Genomic DNA, 16,981 nt, shown 5'->3' with positions numbered 1-16,981 from the left:
GGCTTACGCTCTCTTCAGGGCGAACTTGAGGGAGTCGAGCTTCGAACGCAGCGAAGCATCGAACAGACGGGAACCGACCTGCACCTTGATGCCGCCCAGAAGGGCAGGATCGACGCGGGTCTCGATTTCGGGGTCTTTGCCGAGCGCGGTTCGCAACGCGGCGGCGACACCCTTCGATTGGGCCTGGGTCAGCGGCACGGCCGTGGTCACCTGGGCCGAGATCGCGCCGCGCGCGTCCGCCGCCAGGGCCTCGAAGGCCGTGATCACCGCCGGAAGCGCCGAGGCCCGGCCGTTGGCGGCCAGCAGCCCCAGGAACTTCCTGGTGGTGGGATTGAGCTTCGCCTTCGCGCCAAGGGCGGCCAAGGCCTTGCCCTTGTCGTCGGCGCTGAACGCCGGCGAAGCTAGCAAGGACCGCAGATCCTTGCTGTCGGCGCTCATCTTTTTCAGCGCCTTGAGGTCGGCCTCGACGGCCGACAATTTCTTCTCATCGTTCGCGAGATCAAACAGGGCTTGGGCATATCTGCCGCCCACATTCGAAACCTTGGAATCGTCCGCCACTTATTTTGTCCGCCCGGTGCGCGCAAAAGGCCGCGGCGAAGAAATCTCCACTGCGACCCTAAAGGCTTGAAAGCGCTTGGAAAAGCACATTGGCCATCGAGACTGGAAAAGCCCCTGGCCCGAAGCCGCGCGCCTGATAGCACGCGATTTTCGGCGTCGCAACCAAACCGGCCGCGACACCTTGTATTATCTGGCGTTCACCCTACGGAAAACCGCAGCCCCCGTGGCCAGCACCGCCCCGTCCTGCGCCAGCACGCGGCCATAGGCGAACACCAGGGTGCGGGTGGCGCGCTCGACGCTCGCCTCGACATTCACCGGCGCGCCGGGCGCGGCGGCGATTCCGTAGTCGATGGTCAGGGAGACGGGCTCGGCGCCCTCGCCGGCGACCTGCGCCAGGGCGGGCTCGAGCAGGCCGGCCGCCGGGGCCGGGCCTGTGGGGAATAGTGTCTGTCGGGTTACTGGGTCTTGGCTCATCGCGGCGGGTTCATAAGCGGCGCCGGCGCCTCGGCCAAGCCGGCGGACCGCCCCGCACATAGAAAAGAGGGCGCCGGAGGGCCCGGCGCCCGAGAGTTACAGGCTCGACTAGACTAGCGGCTGGGAGGCGCGCCTAGATATGCGCGAACCTGGATCCTTCAGCCTTTAGCGGTTGGCCACTTGCTGGGCCGGCAGAGCGGCGGTGTTGCACTGCTCCAGCTTGGCCGCTTCCAGCTGCTTGCGCGCGCCGCCGAACGAGACGACCGCGCCAACGGTCTTGGCCACTTCCTTGCAGGTCGAGGCGCCGTAGGTGCGCGAGGACGGCGCCGCCGCCAGGCAGGTGTCGCCTTCGCATTGGAACACCGCGCCGCCGGCGATGAACTTGGTCTTTTCCGCGACCGGGGTCTGCAGCTTGGCGGTGATCGGATCGTCAGCCAGGGCCGCGCCAGCGGCGAAGGAGACGGACATCATGGCGGCGCAGGCGGCCGCGAGGGTACGGAGCTTCATCGAAAGCCCTCCAGCGTTCGGGGAGAATGTGCGAGTCCGGCAGGACACGGCTCGGGCCAATCCGGGAATTTGCAGCCGGTATCCCCACCAGCTGCGCGAGTTGAACTAAGCATCGCTAAGATAACGGTGTTAAGATCAGCGGCAACCGCTTTTTTCGCAACGCGGTTATGCGAAAATGTTGGGATTGCGAAGCGATAGCGGCGTCCCCATGTAGGCGAACTCGCCTTCCGCGGGCGCCGGGGTCGCGTTGCACGTCCCCCTTTCGCCCCGATTGCGCCACGCGCCGCCGCCCCGATCAAACGATGCTTTCGCCGGATGCTCCGTGAGCTGAGCTCACCACGCCCTCATGCGCTGCGGGCGGCCGCCAGGCGATCATGCCGTGGGTGCGGGCGCGCACCTGCGGCGGGGCGAGGCACAGGGCCAACGACTCGTAGCCGGCCGCGCCCGGATGCAGCGCCACCCGGATAGGCGGGCTGTGATTGGCCGGGCAGTAGATCGCCGCCTCGCCGGGACCGGCGGCGGCCAGGTCGAGGATCGCGTTGGAGCGGGTCATCAGGATCAACGGCCGCGCCCGCGGACCGCGCCGCCGCAGACGGGCGATCAGCGCCGCCTGCGTCGCTTCGTCCAGCCCCTCTTCGACCATGTCGACCACCAGGGGGCCCGCCGCGTCCGCCTCCAGTTCGGCCAGCAGCGACAGCAGCGCCGGACTGCGGGTCGCGCCGTCCTCGACCAGCCAGGCCGCCGCGGCCTCGGCTCCCGGCGTCGGTTCAGGCTCCCTCTCCAGCCGCTCGAGCCCGACGAAGCGCCCGCCCGGCATTTCTTGCGCGAGCCGCATGGCCAGCCGCGTCTTGCCGCTGCCCAGCGGTCCGACCAGATAGGTCAGCGGCGCAAGCTCGCCCAGCTCGAACCGCTCGCCGCCCCACGGCCAGGGCAGGTCGAAGGCGACCGCCGGCGCCGCCAGCAGGCTCGCCAGGTCCGCGACGCTCGGCGCCGCGCCGGCCGCCAGCTGCGCGCGCATCGCTCGCACCCGTTCGAGCGTCTGCTCCAGATGGCGGCCCTGCGCCTCCAGCGCCGCCTGATGCGCGGCCAGGGCCGGCTCCAGCGCCTGCACGTCGCCGCCGAGCACCTGGCCGACCTGGGCGAGACTGAGCCCCAGCGCCCGCAGGGTCGCGATCTCCCCGCCCCGCGCCATCTGTTCGGAGCCGTAAGCCCGCCACCCCAGCGCAGTCCGCACCGGCATGATCAGGCCTCGCGCCTCGTAAAGCCGCAACGCCTTGGCCGACACCCCCAGCCGCCGCGCGGCCTCCGACGGATTGAGAAACTGACCGGTCACGAATCACCTCGCTGCGCTGCTGACCGACGCATTGAGGGGAGCGGCCCCAGGGGCCGGGTCAAGCGCGCACTACAGCCAAGCTTGTTCATCGCTCGTCAATCATGTCGCGCGTTTGGTGCGCATCAGCTATCTAGCCGCCCCGGGGCGGGCAATCGGCGAACTCTTTAGGACGACACATGGCCAAGTCAGGACCGGGCCCTCGCCGGCCGGCCCAGCGTACCCCGTTGCAGGCGCTCCTCTACTGGACGGCTGTCCTGGGCGTGTGGGGGCTGATCTTCGTGGTCGCCTTCTTCGCCGTGTTCGCGGTCGACCTGCCCGACACCTCCAAGCTCAACGACGTCACCCGCGCGCCGTCGGTCTCCTATCTCGACCAGTCCGGCGCGCTCGTCGCCGTGCGCGGCAGCCAGAACACCCCGCCGGTCGACCTCGATTCCCTGCCGCCCTACGTGCCGAAGGCGTTCATCGCCATCGAGGACCGCTGGTTCTACTGGCACCCGGGCTTCAACCCGTGGGGCATCCTGCGCTCGCAGATCTACAACATGCAGAACAAGGGCGGGCCGCTGCGCGGCGGCTCGACCATCACCCAGCAGCTGGCGCGCAACCTGTTCCTGACGCCCAGCCAGAACTATCGGCGCAAGGCCCAGGAGCTGATCCTGGCCATGTGGCTGGAGGCCAAGTTCTCCAAGAAGGAGATTCTTTCTCTCTATCTGAACCGGGTCTATTTCGGCGGCGGCGCCTATGGGATCGAGGCCGCCTCGCAACGCTATTTCGGCAAGCCGGCCTCGCAGCTGACCCTCGGCGAAAGCGCCCTGCTGGCCGGCATGATGAAGGGTCCCAGCCGCTATTCGCCGGTCTCGGCCACCGACCGCGCCGAGCGCCGCGCCACCATCGTGCTCGATGAGATGGTCCGCACCGGCGCCATCACCGAGGCCGAGCGCGACGCGGCCTTCAAGACCCCGGTGCGGGTCAACCCGACGCTCGCCAACCAGCGAGCGCAGTACTTCACCGATTGGGTCGACGACCAGGTCCGCAGCCTGGTCGGCGAGCCGACCGAGGACCTGGTGGTCGAGACCACCCTGGACCTGCCGATCCAAACCGCCGCCGAGCAGGCGCTGCGCAAGGGCGTCGAGGCCGGCAAGAGCCAGGGCATCGGCCAGGGCGCGCTGGTCGCCATCGACGGCGAGGGCCGCATCCGGGCCTATGTCGGCGGGGCCAACTACAACGACAGCCAGTTCGACCGCGCCACCACGGCCCGCCGCCAGGCGGGCTCGGCGTTCAAGCCGTTCGTCTATCTGGCGGCGATGGAGGCCGGGCGCACCCCGGCCGACATGGTCGTCGACGAGCCGATCAAGATCGGCAATTGGGAGCCGCGCAACTACACGGGCGACTTTCGCGGGCCGATGACGCTGCAGACGGCGCTGGCCCAGTCGATCAACACCGTCGCCGCGCGGCTGGCCAACGAGGTCGGCACCGGCAACGTCGCCGCCGCCGCCCGCCGGCTCGGCATCAATTCGCACATCCAGCTCGATCCCTCGATGGCGCTCGGCGCGGTCGAGGTCAGCCCGATGGAAATGGCCCAGGCCTACGCCCCGTTCGCCAACGGCGGGTTCCTGGCCAAGGGCTACGGAATCCAGCGCATACGCACCGCCAGCGGCAAGATCCTCTACGACCACAGCGTCGAGAGGACCGAGCGCACCCAGGTCATCGGCACGCCGGCCCTTCAGTACATGAACCAGATGATGCGCCAGGTGGTGGCCAGCGGCACCGGAACCCGCGCCAAGGTCCCCGGCTACGATCTGGCCGGCAAGACCGGCACCACCAGCGATTACCGCGACGCCTGGTTCGTCGGCTACACCGGCGGCTTCGTCGCCGCGGTCTGGGTCGGCAAGGACGACAACAAGCCGATGAAGCGGGTGACCGGCGGCGGAGCCCCGGCAGTCATCTGGCGCGAGTTCATGGGCCAGGCCCTGCCGCGCCTGAAGGTCCAGGCCATTCCCGGCGGCACCTACGAGCCGCCCGCCCCCAGCGATCCGATCGGCGACCTGGTCGACGGCATCGCCGACGCCATCGGGGTCGGCGGCCAGCCGGCGCCCCAGCCGCAGGCCCCGCAGCCGAAGGCCCCGACCGACGACCCTCCGTTCTAGCTAGATCGGCGGCTCATCGATCACTTCGGCCGTGGTCGTGGCCGGCGCCGGTTCGGGCGCATCCTCCAGCAGGGTTTCGATCGTCTCCGGAAGCGGCGGCGGCGCGGCCGCCGGCGGGCCGTAGGGGATCGCCTGGGAGGGGCCGCGCTTCAGCGCCGTGACCATGAAGCCGCGCCACAGCTCGGCCGGGGCCCCGCCGCCGGTCACCCGCTTCATCGGCGCGCCGCTGTCGTTGCCCATCCAGACGACGGTCGTGAAGCCGCCGCTGTAGCCGGCGAACCAGGCGTCCTTGTAGTCGCTGGTCGTGCCGGTCTTGCCGGCGATGTCGTAACCCGGGATCTTGGCGCGGGTCCCGGTGCCGGCGGCGACCACGCCGCGCAGCATGCGGTTGAGGTCGCTGAGCGCCGGATTGCCGATTACGTTCGCCGCCGAGGCCGCCTTGCGCTGATAGAGCACCTGGCCACCGACCGTGCGGATGCGCTCGATGCCATAGGCCTGCACTCGATTGCCACCGTTCGAGAACGCGCCATAGGCCTGGGCCATCTCCAGCGGCGAGACGAGGCTGGTGCCCAGCGCCATGGCCGGGTCGGTGTTCACGGCCGAGGCCACGCCCAGCCGCTTGGCGGTCGCCGCCACATTGCCGCGCCCGACCTCGTCGGCCAGCCGCACGGCCACGGTGTTGGTCGACTGCGCCACCGCCTGCTCCAGGGTCAGGGCCCCGGCGTAGGTGTTGCTGTAGTTCTGCGGCGACCAGGTCCCGATGGTGATCGGCTCGTCTATCACCGCCATGTCCGGCGTCCGCCCCGCCTCCAGCGCGGTGAGGTAGACGAACGGCTTCCAGGCCGAGCCTGCCTGCCGCTTGGCGGTGACCGCGCGGTTGTAGGGCGCAGCGGCGTAGTCGACGCCGCCGACCATCGCCCGCACCCGCCCCTGCCCGTCCAGCGCCACCAGCGCGGCCTGGCTGACCCCCTGGGCCTTGTAGCGCTCGACCACGGCGCGGGTCTGGGCGGCGGCGGCGGCCTCCAGCCCGGCGTCCAGGGTGGTCTCGACGATGACGTCTTGCTTGGGCGCGCCAACCAGACGGCGGCGCTGACCGTCCAGCCAATCGATGAAGTAGTTGGCCGAAGCGCTGTAGGCGCCGCCGGCCAGCTTCAGCGGCTGGGCCATGGCCTGCTTGCGCTGGGCCGGCGTGATCGCGCCGGTCTCGACCATGGCCGCCAGCACCAGATCGGCGCGGGCCGCGGCGTTGGCCGGCTGCTCGATCGGATTGTACTTGGTCGGCGACTTCAGCACCCCGGCCAGGGTCGCAGCTTCCCGCACACTCAGCTTGGCGGCGCTCTTGCCGAAATAGCGGCGCGAGGCCTGCTCGATCCCGTAGGCGCCCGAGCCGAAATAGACCCGGCTCAGATAGAGGCCGAGAATCTGCTTTTTGGAATAGGTCCGCTCCAGCTGGACGGCGTACATCACCTCCTTGGCCTTGCGCTCCATGGTCTGGTCGGCGCTGAGGAAGAGGTTGCGGGCCAGCTGCTGGGTGATGGTCGAGGCGCCCTGCGCGGCGCGGCCCTGCTCGGCGTTGGCGACGATGGCCCGGGCGATGCCGATCGCATCGAACCCGGTGTGTTCGTAGAAGCGGCGGTCCTCGATGGCGATGAAGGCGGCCGACACGTGGGGCGGCAGCTTGGCGATGTCGACCGGCGGACCATAGCGGCCGCCGCGCACGCCCAGCACCGCGCCGGCGCGGTCGACATAAACCACCTGCGCCTCGCGCTTGATCGGCGGCAGGGGCGGCAGTTCGGGCGCGGTCAGCGACAGCGACGCGGCGGCGGCGAGGGCAAGCAAGGTTCAGGAGCTCCGGGGAACGGCTGGCGATCGGCGGCCGCTGCCGCCTTGTCCCGCGCCATTGCGGCGGTTCCAAGATAATTCGCGGTAATCTTGTCCTTGCTCGTCATGTTGACAGCCTCGCGTTCATGGGTGTCGCTGGCAGGCGACGAGAGCCTCGGAAGGGGCCCGGCACGCCAGGGGAGAAGCATGGGTTCGCAGACGATACAGGCGCTGCTTGATGAGGCGGTCGCCAATGGCGCAGCCCCGGGGCTTACCGCCGCCATCGCTCACCCCGACGGGACCGACAGCTTCCATGCCGCGGGCGTCCGCGGCGCGGCGGACCCGTCAGCGATGAGACCGGACGACACCTTCTGGATCGCCTCCTGCACCAAGGCGATCACCTCGGCGGCGGCGCTGCAATTGGTCGAGCGCGGAGTGCTCGACCTGGACGCGCCGGTCGGCGAACGGTTGCCGAACCTGGCCTCCCCGCAGGTGCTGGAGGGCTTCGATGCCGACGGCGCGCCCCGCCTGCGCCCGGCCAGCACGCCGCTGACGCTTCGCCGCCTGCTGACCCACACCTCGGGCCTGGCCTACGATTTCTTCCACGCCGACCTCGCCCGCTACTACGCCTCAGCGGGCGCCAGCCTGATGGAAAGCGCGCCCAGCGCGCCGGTGCTGGCCTTCGATCCTGGCGACGGCTGGCAGTACGGCATCGGCATCGACGCGGTAGGCTGGCTGGTCGAGCAGGCCGCCGGCCAGGGTCTCGACGCCTATGTCGCCGAGCACGTCACCGGTCCGCTCGGCATGACCGACACCGCCTTCGTCGCCACGCCCGAGTTGGAGGCCCGCGCAGCCGGGATGCACCATCGAACGCCTGACGGCGCCTTCGTCCCTGCGCCGCACCTGCCGGCGTCGCCGGTCTACTACGGCGGCGGCGGCCTGCGCTCCACGGCGCCCGACTACCTGAAGTTCCTGCGCGCGGTGATCGCCGAGGACGGCGGCGGCGTGCTGGGACCAAGGACCCTCCGCTGGCTGCGCGACGCCGACAGCGCCATGCCGGCAGGCGACCTGGACACCGCCATGGCGCCGATCAGCCACGACTTCCGTCCCCTGCCCGGCACGCCCAAGACCTGGACGCTGGGCTTCCTGCGCAACGAGGCCGACGTCCCCGGCATGCGCCGGGCCGGCAGCCTGGCCTGGGGCGGCCTCGCCAACTGCTACTACTGGGCCGACCCGGCCAGCGGCGTGGCCGGCGTGCTTTGCGGCCAGTTCCTGCCCTTCGGCGATCCCGGCATGCTGGCGGCGTTCGAGGCGCTTGAGCGGGCGGTCTACGCGCAATAGGCGGCGCCCGCCCTAGCGTGGCGGGGCCGGGGTCCGCAGCCAGTCGATGAACTGCCGATGGATCTGGGCGGTGGCGGCGGGGTCGAAGCGGAAGGCCGATTGCGGGGTCTGGACCCGCTCGTCAAAGGCGTGCGTGACGCCGGGAACCATGGTGACGCTGACCTTGCCCCCAGCGGCCTCGGCGCGCTCGATCAGCGGCGTGCAGCCGGCCGGGGGCTGGACGACGTCGCCCTCGGCCAACACCAGGTCGACGCCGCCGCTCCAGGTCCAGTCGCGGCGACCGCCGCGGGCCGGCGGCGCGCAAAATGGATAGGTCAGGCGGATCGCCTCGACCCCGGCCATGGTCCGCTGGAAGTCCGCGTCGCCATGAAGGGTGACCAGGTCGCCGAGCGCCCAGCCGCCATGGCTCCAGCCGGCGACGCGCACGTGGCCGTGGTCGACACGCGGGTCCTTGGCCAGCAGGTCCAGGCCGGCCAGGATGTCGGCGGTGCGGAACAGTCCCTGCAGCCGCGCCCCGGCGCAGACCCGACGGCGCGCCCAGTCCGGGTCCCAGCCGCGAGGGCCGTAGCTGTCGAGGATCGCCGCCGCCCAGCCGGCCTGCAGCGCCGACTGCGCATATTCGTCCATGATCGGATTGGGGCCGCGGGCGCCGCGGATGCCGCCGCAGCCAGGGATCAGCAGCACCGTCGGGAACGGGCCTCGACCGGGCGGAGCGTGCAACTTCAGACCCGCCGCCATGAACTTCGCATGCGCCGCGCGCGGCTGCTGGGCCAGGAACGAGGGGTGCGAGCCCTTCCAGACATAGGCGGCGACCGCCGCCGCGACTAGCAGCGCGACAGCTCCGGCCGCCAGCAGCAGCAGCAGCTTGACGAGGCTGCCCAGGCGGAAGCGGCGTTTGGACTCGTGCGACATCGCCGCCACCTTCGGCCACCGCCGCCGCGGGACCATCCCCCCGCGCCCTCATGTCCCGCTGGAAAACACCTCAGAACTGTCAGAACGGCGCGCGGTGGAACGTTATGCGCCGGGTAAGCAGCCTCGCCTGGGGCGGGCTAGCAGCGAGGCGTCGCCATTCGGCGGGCGCCCTACCGTCCGAACGCGTGCAGCCGCGCGCCCTCGGCCCGCAGCCAGGCGCGATGCGGCCGCTCGTCGCCGACCAGGGCGCTGACATGGGCCCAGAACTTCGGACCGTGGTTCAGCTCCAGCAGATGCGCGCACTCGTGCGCGGCGACATAGTCGGCCACGTCGTAGGGGGCGAGCGCTAGCCGCCAGGAATAGCGGATCGCCGCCGGCTTGCCCGGCAGACCCGGCCGGCACGAGCCCCAGCGGGCGCGCGCGTCCATCATGGTGACGCTGGGCAGCTTGGCCCCCAGTCGCGCGCAGTGGAACGCCGTGCGCTCGGTGAACACCGCCAGCGCCTGGCGCTTGATGATCCGGATCACCGCGTTGGCGTAAACCTCGCCCTCGCCGCGGGCGCTGATCCGCAGCGGCGCATCGCCCTCGGCGGGATGCAACCGCGCCGGCTTGTCGCTGGCCTCGAGCCGGCAGGGCTGGCCGAACAGGCTGATCGTCATCCCCGGCGCGATGGCCTGGCTCTGCGGCAGTTCGGCCAGTCGCTCGGCGATCCACGAGGCGCGGTCGCGCGCAAAGGCGGCCGCCTCGGGCAAGCGGCGCTGACTGGGCGCGGTGGCGATGATCTCGCGCTTGGTGCGATCGAGCCGCAGGGAAATACGCCGCGCACGGGCGTGAACCTTCAGGCGAACCGTGGCGCCGGCGACATCCAGCCGGTCGCCGTCCGCAAGCGAACGGCCGAAGATACTCATGACGCCAACTTAAGCTGCGTCGCGGGCCTTTTCGAGAGCGCCTTCCATGCGGCGGATGAACGCCCGCACCCGCGGATAGATCTCCTCGCGGAACCGGCGGCCGTTGAACACGCCGTAGTGGCCCACATGCGGCTGCACGTAGTCCTCCTTGAAATCGTCCGAGAGCCCGGTGCACAGCGCATGCGCCGCCTGGGTCTGGCCGATACCGGAGATGTCGTCGTTCTCGCCCTCGACGGTCAGCAGGCCGATGTCGTTGATCGAGCCCGGCTGGACCGGCCGGCCGCGATGCACCAGCTCGCCCTTCGGCAGCAGGTACTGCTGGAACACGTAGTCGATGGTCTGGAGATAGAACTCCTCGGTCAGGTCGAGGACCGACAGGTACTCATCGTAGAACTCCAGGTGCTTCTCGGCCGCGTCGCCGTCGCCCTTCATCAGGTCCTCCAGGTAGCGCAGATGCGCATCCTGGTGCTTTTCGGCGTTCATCGACATGAACGAGTAGAGCTGCACGAAGCCCGGATAGACCCGCCGCCCCATGCCCGGATAGGGGGCCGGCACGGTGTCGATCATCGTCGACTTGAACCAGGCGAACGGCTTTTCCTCGGCCAGCTTGTTGGTCACCGTCGGCGACAACCGCGCATCGATCGGCGAACCCATGATGGTCATGGTCCCGGGGCGGCACTCCTCGCCGTCCTCGGCCATCAGCGCGGCGGCGGCCAGCACCGCGGGGCCCGGCTGGCAGACGGCGACCACGTGCGGGCGCGGGCCCAGCTGGCGCAGCATGTCGCGGACATGGTCGACATAGTCGTGGAAGTCGAAGCGGCCCTCCATCACCGGCACGTCGCGGGCGTTGGACCAGTCGGTGATGAACACTTCGTGGTCCTGCAGGAAGGCCTCAGCCGTGCCGCGCAGCAGGGTCGCGTAGTGGCCCGACAGCGGCGCGACGATCAGCACCGCCGGCTCCAGTTCGCGGCGACCGGCCCGGCGCATGTCGGCCATGTCGCGGTTGAAGTGGACGAGTTTCACCCACGGGGTCGACCAGACCTCGGTCGGACGCACGCGCACGGTCTCGCCCTCGATCTGGACGGAATCGATGTTCCAGGCCGGTCGGCCGTAGCGGCGCGTCAGGTTGGCGAACAGGTCCGACCCGGCGAACAGCCGCCGGCCGAGCTCGCTGTCCTTTGCCGGATTCAGCGGCGAGGACCAGAAATCCCTCGTGGCCCGCGCGGCCCAGCGCAGCGGGGTGGTGGCGTAGTAGCCGGCCTCATAGAGCGTGTAGAGCATCGCCGAGTCCTCTTTGCTGCGGCGCAGCATAACACGGCGGTGGTTAAGCGAGTCCAGCGTTGATGCCGCAGCCAGCCAGGGAAATCACGCTCAAGCTCGCCTGATCGGACGATTTTTGCGACTTTTTCGAGCTCGCCTGTCGATCTGGCGGCGCCCGGTTCGTCGATCCCATGTAGCGGGTGGACTCGCGGGCGTTCCTCGCCCCGGCCCGCAGAGGAGGATTCCCATGCGTTTCATGTTCATCATCACGTCCGCCGATACGAGCCCCCCGTCGCCTGAGTTCATGGAAGCGATGGACAAGCTGGCCAACGAGGAGATCAAGGCCGGGCGCATGATCGACACAGGCGGACTGATGCCGATGCAGATGGGCGCCCGCGTCGCGCTGAAAGCCGGCAAGCTCAACCTGATCGACGGGCCATTTGTCGAGGCCAAGGAAATGATCGGCGGCTACGCGATCTTCGACATGCAGAACAAGGAAGAGGCGGTCGCCTCGGCCATGAACTTCATGCAGATGCACATCGACTACATGCCCGGCTGGGAGGGAACTTGCGAGATCCGTCCCATGGCGACGGAAGACTTCGAAGCCGCCTGCCAGATCCAGGCGCCGGCCCGCGCTTGACGCGCGAGGTCGACACCCATCGCGCGATCCTCGCCGCCTGGCGGGTCGAACAGCCACGCCTGATCACCGGGTTGGCGAGGATGCTGCGCGATGTGCCTCTGGCCGAGGAACTGACCCAGGAAGCCCTGGTCGCCGCGCTCGAACGCTGGCCGCAGACCGGCGTGCCCGAACGTCCCGGCGCCTGGCTGATGGCGAGCGCCAAGCGCCGCGCGCTCGACCACCTGCGCCGCCGGACGATGCTGGCCCGCAAGCACGCCATGGTCGCCCACGAGCTGGAGAGCGAGCAGCAGGCCATGCCCGACCTCGACGCCCCCCTCGATGACGACATCGGCGACGAGATGCTGCGGCTGGTGTTCACCGCCTGCCACCCGCGGCTGCCCCGCGAGGCCCGCGCCGCCCTGGCGCTGCGGATGGTCTGCGGCCTGACCACCGCCGAGATCGCCCGCGCCTTCCTGCTGCCGGAGGCGACCATCGGCCAGCGGATCGTGCGAGCCAAGCGGACGCTGTCGGAGTCGGGCCTCGCCTACGAGACGCCCCGCGGCGAGGAGCTGTCACAGCGGCTCGGCTCGGTGCTGGAGGTCGTCTACCTGATCTTCAACGAGGGCTACACCGCCGCCCGTGGCGAGGACTGGCTGCGCCCACAGCTCTGCAACGAGGCGCTGCGCCTGGCCCGGGTGCTGATCGCCGTGGCCCCGCAGGAGCCGGAGGCCCATGGTCTGCTGGCGCTCATGGAGCTCAACGCTTCGCGGGCGGCCGCGCGCATCGGTCCGGACGGCGATCCGATCCTGTTGCTTGACCAGGATCGCCGCCGCTGGGACCAGCTGCAGATCCGCCGCGGGCTCGTCGCCCTGGCCCGCGCCCTGGCGCTGGGCGCCGCCGACGGGCCCTACGTCCTGCAGGCCTCCATCGTCGCCTGCCACGCCCGAGCGGCAGAGGCGACCGAGACCGACTGGCCGCAGATCGCCGCCCTCTATGGGCGGCTGGCCGCCGTCGCCCCCTCGCCGGTCGTCGAGCTGAACCGCGCCATCGCCGTCGGCATGGCCCAGGGCCCGGCTGCGGGGCTGGCCCTGGTCGAGCGCCTGGCGGGCGAGCCGGCGCTGGCGGCCTACCATCTGCTGCCCAGCGTCCGCGGCGACCTGTTGCTCAAGCTCGGCCGGCGGGACGAGGCCCGTGCGGCTTTCGAGGCCGCCCTCGCCCTGGCCGAAAACCGCCGCGAACGCGACCTGCTGCGCCGCCGCGCCGACGAGGCGGCGGCCAGTCCCTAGCGCATCGCGTCGGCGATCTGGCGGGTCGTCTCCTCAGGCGAGATGCCATAGGGCAGCACGCGGTCGAACTGGCCCTTGGGGTTCATCAGATAGGCCGGGGTCGAGTGGTCGATCAGGTAGTCCGAACCTTCGCCGTTCTTCTTGTAATAGACCCGATAGGCCTTGGCCGCGGCGGCCACCTGCTCGGGCGTGCCGGTCAGCCCGATGGTCCCCTTCGGGAACACCTCGTTGGAGAGGTAGGTCTTGATCTGCTCGGGGGTGTCGCGCTCCGGGTCGACCGAGATGAACACCACCTGGAACTTGTCGGCCTTGGGGCCCAGCTGCTGCTGGGCCGCGCCCAGCACCTGCATGGTCGTCGGGCAGACGTCGGGGCAGTAGGTGAAGCCGAAGAACACCGCCGACCACTTGCCCTTGAGGATTTTCTCGTCCACCGGCTTGCCGTTCTGGTCGACCAGCTGGAACGGGCCGCCGACCAGAGCCGTTCCGGAGCTCGACCCGCCTGCGCGCTGTCCGTCGAAGACGCCCGCCCGCCAGGCGAGCGCGCCCATCAGGATCAGACCGACCACACAGGCGGCGACAAGGATGAGATTGCGGCGGGACATGGTTGACCTTTGGGGCTCGTCAGGCGCGGCGTTAGGGGCGATGCTCGCAGCATGATGGCGTCCATACGGAACCCGTCGCCGTCGCAGCCGTCGCCCGGTCTCGATAGGCAAACCGCCGACCCTGCGCAAGGCGTCGCCGACCTCGGCGCGGCCGGTTGGGGGGCCGAGGACTGGAGTCTGGCCGGCGCACATGGCGGGCGGCTGCGGATGCGCACCCTGGTCACCCTGCGCTGGATGATCATCGCAGGCGAGCTGCTGATCTTCGCCCTGGTCGGGCTCGTGCTCGGCTTCGAGGCCCCCTACACGCTCTGCTTCACCGTCATCGGCGCGGCGGCCTGGGTCAATCTGCTGACCGGCGTCGCCTGGCCCGGCCAGCGGCTGATCGGCGGCTGGGAGGCGGTCGCCCAGCTCGGCTTCGACATCGGCCAGATCTCGCTGCTGCTGTACTTGACCGGCGGCGCCGCCAATCCCTTCATCCTGATGGTGCTGGCCCCGGTGACCCTCGGCGCGGCGACCCTGGCCCCGCGCTGGGTGAATCTGCTGGCCGGGCTGGCCATCGCCGCCTCGCTGCTGCTGGCCTTCGTGCACGGGCCGCTGCCGTCGCTGAACGGCTCCTTCACCGAACTGCCCACCGCTTTCATGATCGGGGCGGCCATGGCCAACGTCGCCGGGATCGTGGTCATCGCCGGCACCGTGCGCCAGGCGGCCGAGGAGTCATCGCGCATGGCCCTGGCGCTCGACGTCACCCAGGCGGTGCTGGCCCGCGAGCAGCGGCTCTCGGCCCTCGGCGCCCTGGCGGCGGCCGCCGCCCACGAACTGGGCACGCCGCTGGCGACCATCTCCATCGTTTCCAAGGAGCTGGCCCGTGAGGCCCCGACCCCCAGCGTCAAGGAAGACGCCGACCTGCTGATCGCCCAGGCCGAGCGTTGCGGCGAAATCCTCAAGCGGCTGACCGACGCCCCCGCCGCCGCCTCCGACGAGGTGCACGAGCGGATGAGCCTGCTGCAGCTGGTCCACGAGGTGATCGAGCCCCAGGCCGAGGTGAAGGGCGTGCGGGTCGAGGCCATCGTCTCCGGCGCGCCCGGCGTCGCCGCCCCGGACATCTGGCGCATGCCCGAGGTGCTGCACGCCATGACCTCGTTCGTCGAGAACGCCGTCGACTTCGCCGCCTCGGAGGTGCTGGTCACCGTCCGCTTTGACGCCGACACCATCAGCGTCCAGGTCCGCGACGACGGCCCGGGCTTCGCCCCGGAGGTGCTCGCCAAGCTCGGCGAGCCCTATGTCACCAGCCGCCCCGGCGTCGCCGGCGGCCGCACCGGCCATGTCGGCATGGGACTCGGCTTCTTCATCGCCAAGACCCTGCTGGAACGAACCGGGGCCACAGTGACTTTTCAGAACGGCAGGCCGCGCGGAGCCGTCGTTGCGGCCAAGTGGCCTCGCGCGCGTATCGAAGTGAGGCCGCCGCCCGCGTGAAGACACTTGCGAAGCTGCGACAAGCAGCGACATGATGCCGCAGGAGGCGGGTGATCAGAACGCCCCTATCGGAGGTTGCGCATGACCGATCTCTCCGCCGATATCGCCGCCCTGCCCGACAGGAGCCTGCTTGTCCTGGATGACGATGCGCCGCTGCGCACACGGCTCGGCCGGGCGCTCGAGCAACGCGGATTCGAGATCGTTCTAGTCGGCAGCGTCGCCGAGGCCCTGGCCGCGGTGAAGGCCAGTCCCCCCGCCTACGCCGTGCTCGACATGCGGCTGGAGGACGGCACCGGGCTGAAGGTGGTGGAGGCGGTGCGCGAGGCGCGCCCCGACGCCAAGGTCGTCATGCTGACCGGCTACGGCAACATCGCCACCGCGGTCGCCGCGGTGAAGTCGGGCGCCATCGACTACCTCTCCAAGCCGGCCGACGCCGACGACGTCGCCCGCGCCCTGCTGGCCCGCAAGGACGAAGCCCCGGCCCCGCCGGAAAACCCGATGAGCGCCGACCGCGTCCGTTGGGAGCACATTCAGCGGGTCTACGAGCTCTGCGGCCACAACGTCTCGGAAACCGCCCGGCGGCTGAACATGCACCGCCGCACCCTGCAGCGGATCCTGGCCAAGCGCGCGCCGCGCTAGGGGCCGCGCCCGTCACGCGCCGAGCTCGGTCGCCGCCACCCCCATCGCCCGCATCGCCGCCAGCCGTGCGAAGGCGATGGTCAGGGCCTTGCGCCGGGCCGGTGCCAGCGGCGTGGCCGGCGCCTCGCGCAGCACCGCCCCGCCGAAGCCGTCGCAGACGATCAGCCCCGGCTCCTCCGGCAGGATGTGCTGTGGAAACTCCGGCGCCACGGCGAAGGCGAAGCGGTCGCAAAAGGGCAGGTACTCATGCCACTTGCGATCGACGCGATAGTCCTCGATCCCCGACTTCACCTCGATGATCGCCAGTTCGCCCTTGGGCGACAGCGCCATCAGGTCGGCGCGCCGGCCGTTGGGCAGGGTGACCTCCGCCAGCGGCGCATAGCCGAGATCGACCAGCAGCCGCACGGCCCCGCGGGTGACGTTGGCGGTGATCTCCGGCCGCGTGATGGTGACGATGGCGACGTCCATGCCGAAACCATGTTCCGGTTTCGTTCGGGGCGCAAGGCTCGTCAGTTGCGGGCCGGCTGCGGGAACTCCAGCCGCCCGACGTCGTAGCCAAGCTGCTTGAGGCGGCCGACCGCCTGGCTCTTCACGCCCGGCGGCAGGGTCGGGCGCTGCGACATCAGCCACACCGAACGGCCGCCCGGCGTGCCGAGGATCAGCCAGCCCTGGTCGGCGCGGTGGTCGAGCACCCAGTATTCCTGCCGCACCAGGCCGTTGAAGAAGGTCATCTGCAGCTTGGCGTTGGTGCGGGTGTCGAGGACCTTGGCCTTGGCCTTCCATTCGGTGACCGGGGCCGACAGCGAGCCCTTGTGACAGGCCTGCACCACCGCAAATCCGTCGGAGACCCGCTGCCAGTCGGAAGTGCCGCCCTGGCAACCGGTCTGGATCTTGTTGGGCAGCCGCGCGACCTCGTACCAGCGGCCCATCATCTTGGTCAGCTCGATCTTCTGGGTCGGCGGGGCCGGCGCCGCCAGGGCGGAGCCTCCGACGAGGGCGAAGGCGAGGACCAGGGTGGCGAGTGCGCGCATAGCAGAGGTGGGGCTCGGTTGAATTGGTAAGGCCCGCGGAATCTCCCGCGGGCCTTCATGTAGTATCAACGCA

The 16,981-nt window shown here is 70.2% G+C and carries 17 protein-coding genes; 6 read left to right on the top strand and 11 right to left on the bottom strand.

Annotated elements, in window-relative coordinates; translation table 11 throughout:
* Nucleotides 1-3: 3 nt before the first annotated feature.
* From O4N75_RS02505 to O4N75_RS02490, 4 genes are all read right to left on the bottom strand, one after another.
* Nucleotides 4-558: a F0F1 ATP synthase subunit delta gene (locus O4N75_RS02505; protein WP_269627817.1), complete on the bottom strand. Its 555-nt coding sequence runs from the start codon at nucleotides 556-558 to the stop codon at nucleotides 4-6.
* Nucleotides 559-744: 186 nt separating this feature from the next.
* Nucleotides 745-1,032, bottom strand: a complete 288-nt coding sequence (locus O4N75_RS02500) for an acyl-CoA thioesterase domain-containing protein (RefSeq protein WP_269627816.1) — start codon at nucleotides 1,030-1,032, stop codon at nucleotides 745-747.
* A gap of 165 nt (nucleotides 1,033-1,197) precedes the next feature.
* Nucleotides 1,198-1,539: a hypothetical protein gene (locus tag O4N75_RS02495; RefSeq protein ID WP_267234143.1), complete on the bottom strand. Its 342-nt coding sequence runs from the start codon at nucleotides 1,537-1,539 to the stop codon at nucleotides 1,198-1,200.
* A 295-nt stretch (nucleotides 1,540-1,834) separates the two neighbouring features.
* Nucleotides 1,835-2,872 (bottom strand): MerR family transcriptional regulator, encoded by a 1,038-nt coding sequence (locus O4N75_RS02490; protein WP_269627815.1) that lies wholly within the window; start codon nucleotides 2,870-2,872, stop codon nucleotides 1,835-1,837.
* Nucleotides 2,873-3,048: 176 nt separating this feature from the next.
* Here O4N75_RS02490 and O4N75_RS02485 point away from each other — a divergent pair, with 176 nt between their 5' ends.
* On the top strand, nucleotides 3,049-5,016 hold the full coding sequence (locus O4N75_RS02485; protein WP_269627814.1) for a penicillin-binding protein 1A: 1,968 nt from the start codon (nucleotides 3,049-3,051) through the stop codon (nucleotides 5,014-5,016).
* Here the strand turns inward: O4N75_RS02485 and O4N75_RS02480 are convergent, their stop codons facing one another.
* Complete coding sequence (locus O4N75_RS02480; protein WP_269627813.1) at nucleotides 5,017-6,855, bottom strand: PBP1A family penicillin-binding protein; 1,839 nt, start codon at nucleotides 6,853-6,855, stop codon at nucleotides 5,017-5,019.
* A 189-nt stretch (nucleotides 6,856-7,044) separates the two neighbouring features.
* On the opposite strand from O4N75_RS02480, the gene O4N75_RS02475 reads away from it, so the two are divergent.
* Nucleotides 7,045-8,178 (top strand): serine hydrolase domain-containing protein, encoded by a 1,134-nt coding sequence (locus O4N75_RS02475; protein ID WP_269627812.1) that lies wholly within the window; start codon nucleotides 7,045-7,047, stop codon nucleotides 8,176-8,178.
* A 12-nt stretch (nucleotides 8,179-8,190) separates the two neighbouring features.
* Here O4N75_RS02475 and O4N75_RS02470 read toward each other — a convergent pair whose 3' ends face one another.
* The 3 genes from O4N75_RS02470 to phaZ all read right to left on the bottom strand — a co-directional run bounded on the left by O4N75_RS02470 (nucleotide 8,191) and on the right by phaZ (nucleotide 11,279).
* On the bottom strand, nucleotides 8,191-9,090 hold the full coding sequence (locus O4N75_RS02470) for a dienelactone hydrolase family protein (RefSeq protein WP_269627811.1): 900 nt from the start codon (nucleotides 9,088-9,090) through the stop codon (nucleotides 8,191-8,193).
* A 170-nt stretch (nucleotides 9,091-9,260) separates the two neighbouring features.
* The gene (locus tag O4N75_RS02465; protein WP_269627810.1) at nucleotides 9,261-9,998 is read right to left on the bottom strand and encodes a SprT family zinc-dependent metalloprotease; all 738 of its coding nucleotides are present in this window, start codon (nucleotides 9,996-9,998) and stop codon (nucleotides 9,261-9,263) included.
* Nucleotides 9,999-10,007: 9 nt separating this feature from the next.
* Nucleotides 10,008-11,279 (bottom strand): polyhydroxyalkanoate depolymerase, encoded by a 1,272-nt coding sequence (gene phaZ, locus O4N75_RS02460; RefSeq protein ID WP_269627809.1) that lies wholly within the window; start codon nucleotides 11,277-11,279, stop codon nucleotides 10,008-10,010.
* Nucleotides 11,280-11,505: 226 nt separating this feature from the next.
* On the opposite strand from phaZ, the gene O4N75_RS02455 reads away from it, so the two are divergent.
* Both O4N75_RS02455 and O4N75_RS02450 read left to right on the top strand, forming a co-directional pair.
* Nucleotides 11,506-11,898, top strand: a complete 393-nt coding sequence (locus tag O4N75_RS02455) for a YciI family protein (protein WP_267234435.1) — start codon at nucleotides 11,506-11,508, stop codon at nucleotides 11,896-11,898.
* Nucleotides 11,895-13,163, top strand: a complete 1,269-nt coding sequence (locus O4N75_RS02450) for an RNA polymerase sigma factor (RefSeq protein ID WP_269627808.1) — start codon at nucleotides 11,895-11,897, stop codon at nucleotides 13,161-13,163. The genes O4N75_RS02455 and O4N75_RS02450 overlap by 4 nt, the downstream gene beginning before the upstream one ends.
* Here the strand turns inward: O4N75_RS02450 and O4N75_RS02445 are convergent.
* Complete coding sequence (locus O4N75_RS02445) at nucleotides 13,160-13,765, bottom strand: SCO family protein (RefSeq protein ID WP_269627807.1); 606 nt, start codon at nucleotides 13,763-13,765, stop codon at nucleotides 13,160-13,162. The two genes, O4N75_RS02450 and O4N75_RS02445, sit on opposite strands and share 4 nt — an antisense overlap.
* Before the next feature lie 51 nt (nucleotides 13,766-13,816).
* On the opposite strand from O4N75_RS02445, the gene O4N75_RS02440 reads away from it, so the two are divergent.
* Both O4N75_RS02440 and O4N75_RS02435 read left to right on the top strand, forming a co-directional pair.
* Nucleotides 13,817-15,238, top strand: coding sequence for an ActS/PrrB/RegB family redox-sensitive histidine kinase (locus tag O4N75_RS02440; RefSeq protein WP_348649517.1), 1,422 nt, complete (start codon nucleotides 13,817-13,819; stop codon nucleotides 15,236-15,238).
* Nucleotides 15,239-15,319: 81 nt separating this feature from the next.
* The gene (locus O4N75_RS02435) at nucleotides 15,320-15,877 is read left to right on the top strand and encodes an ActR/PrrA/RegA family redox response regulator transcription factor (protein ID WP_267234263.1); all 558 of its coding nucleotides are present in this window, start codon (nucleotides 15,320-15,322) and stop codon (nucleotides 15,875-15,877) included.
* 12 nt (nucleotides 15,878-15,889) lie between these two features.
* Here O4N75_RS02435 and mmcB read toward each other — a convergent pair whose 3' ends face one another.
* Nucleotides 15,890-16,345 (bottom strand): DNA repair putative endonuclease MmcB, encoded by a 456-nt coding sequence (gene mmcB / locus O4N75_RS02430; protein ID WP_269627806.1) that lies wholly within the window; start codon nucleotides 16,343-16,345, stop codon nucleotides 15,890-15,892.
* A gap of 41 nt (nucleotides 16,346-16,386) precedes the next feature.
* Complete coding sequence (locus tag O4N75_RS02425) at nucleotides 16,387-16,908, bottom strand: lipocalin family protein (RefSeq protein ID WP_269627805.1); 522 nt, start codon at nucleotides 16,906-16,908, stop codon at nucleotides 16,387-16,389.
* Between the last annotated feature and the right edge of the window lie 73 nt (nucleotides 16,909-16,981).

The organism is Phenylobacterium sp. NIBR 498073, from assembly GCF_027286305.1.
Classification (GTDB): domain Bacteria; phylum Pseudomonadota; class Alphaproteobacteria; order Caulobacterales; family Caulobacteraceae; genus Phenylobacterium.
Note: the sequence above shows the minus strand (reverse complement) of the source record. Positions and strands in the feature narration are given on the sequence as shown.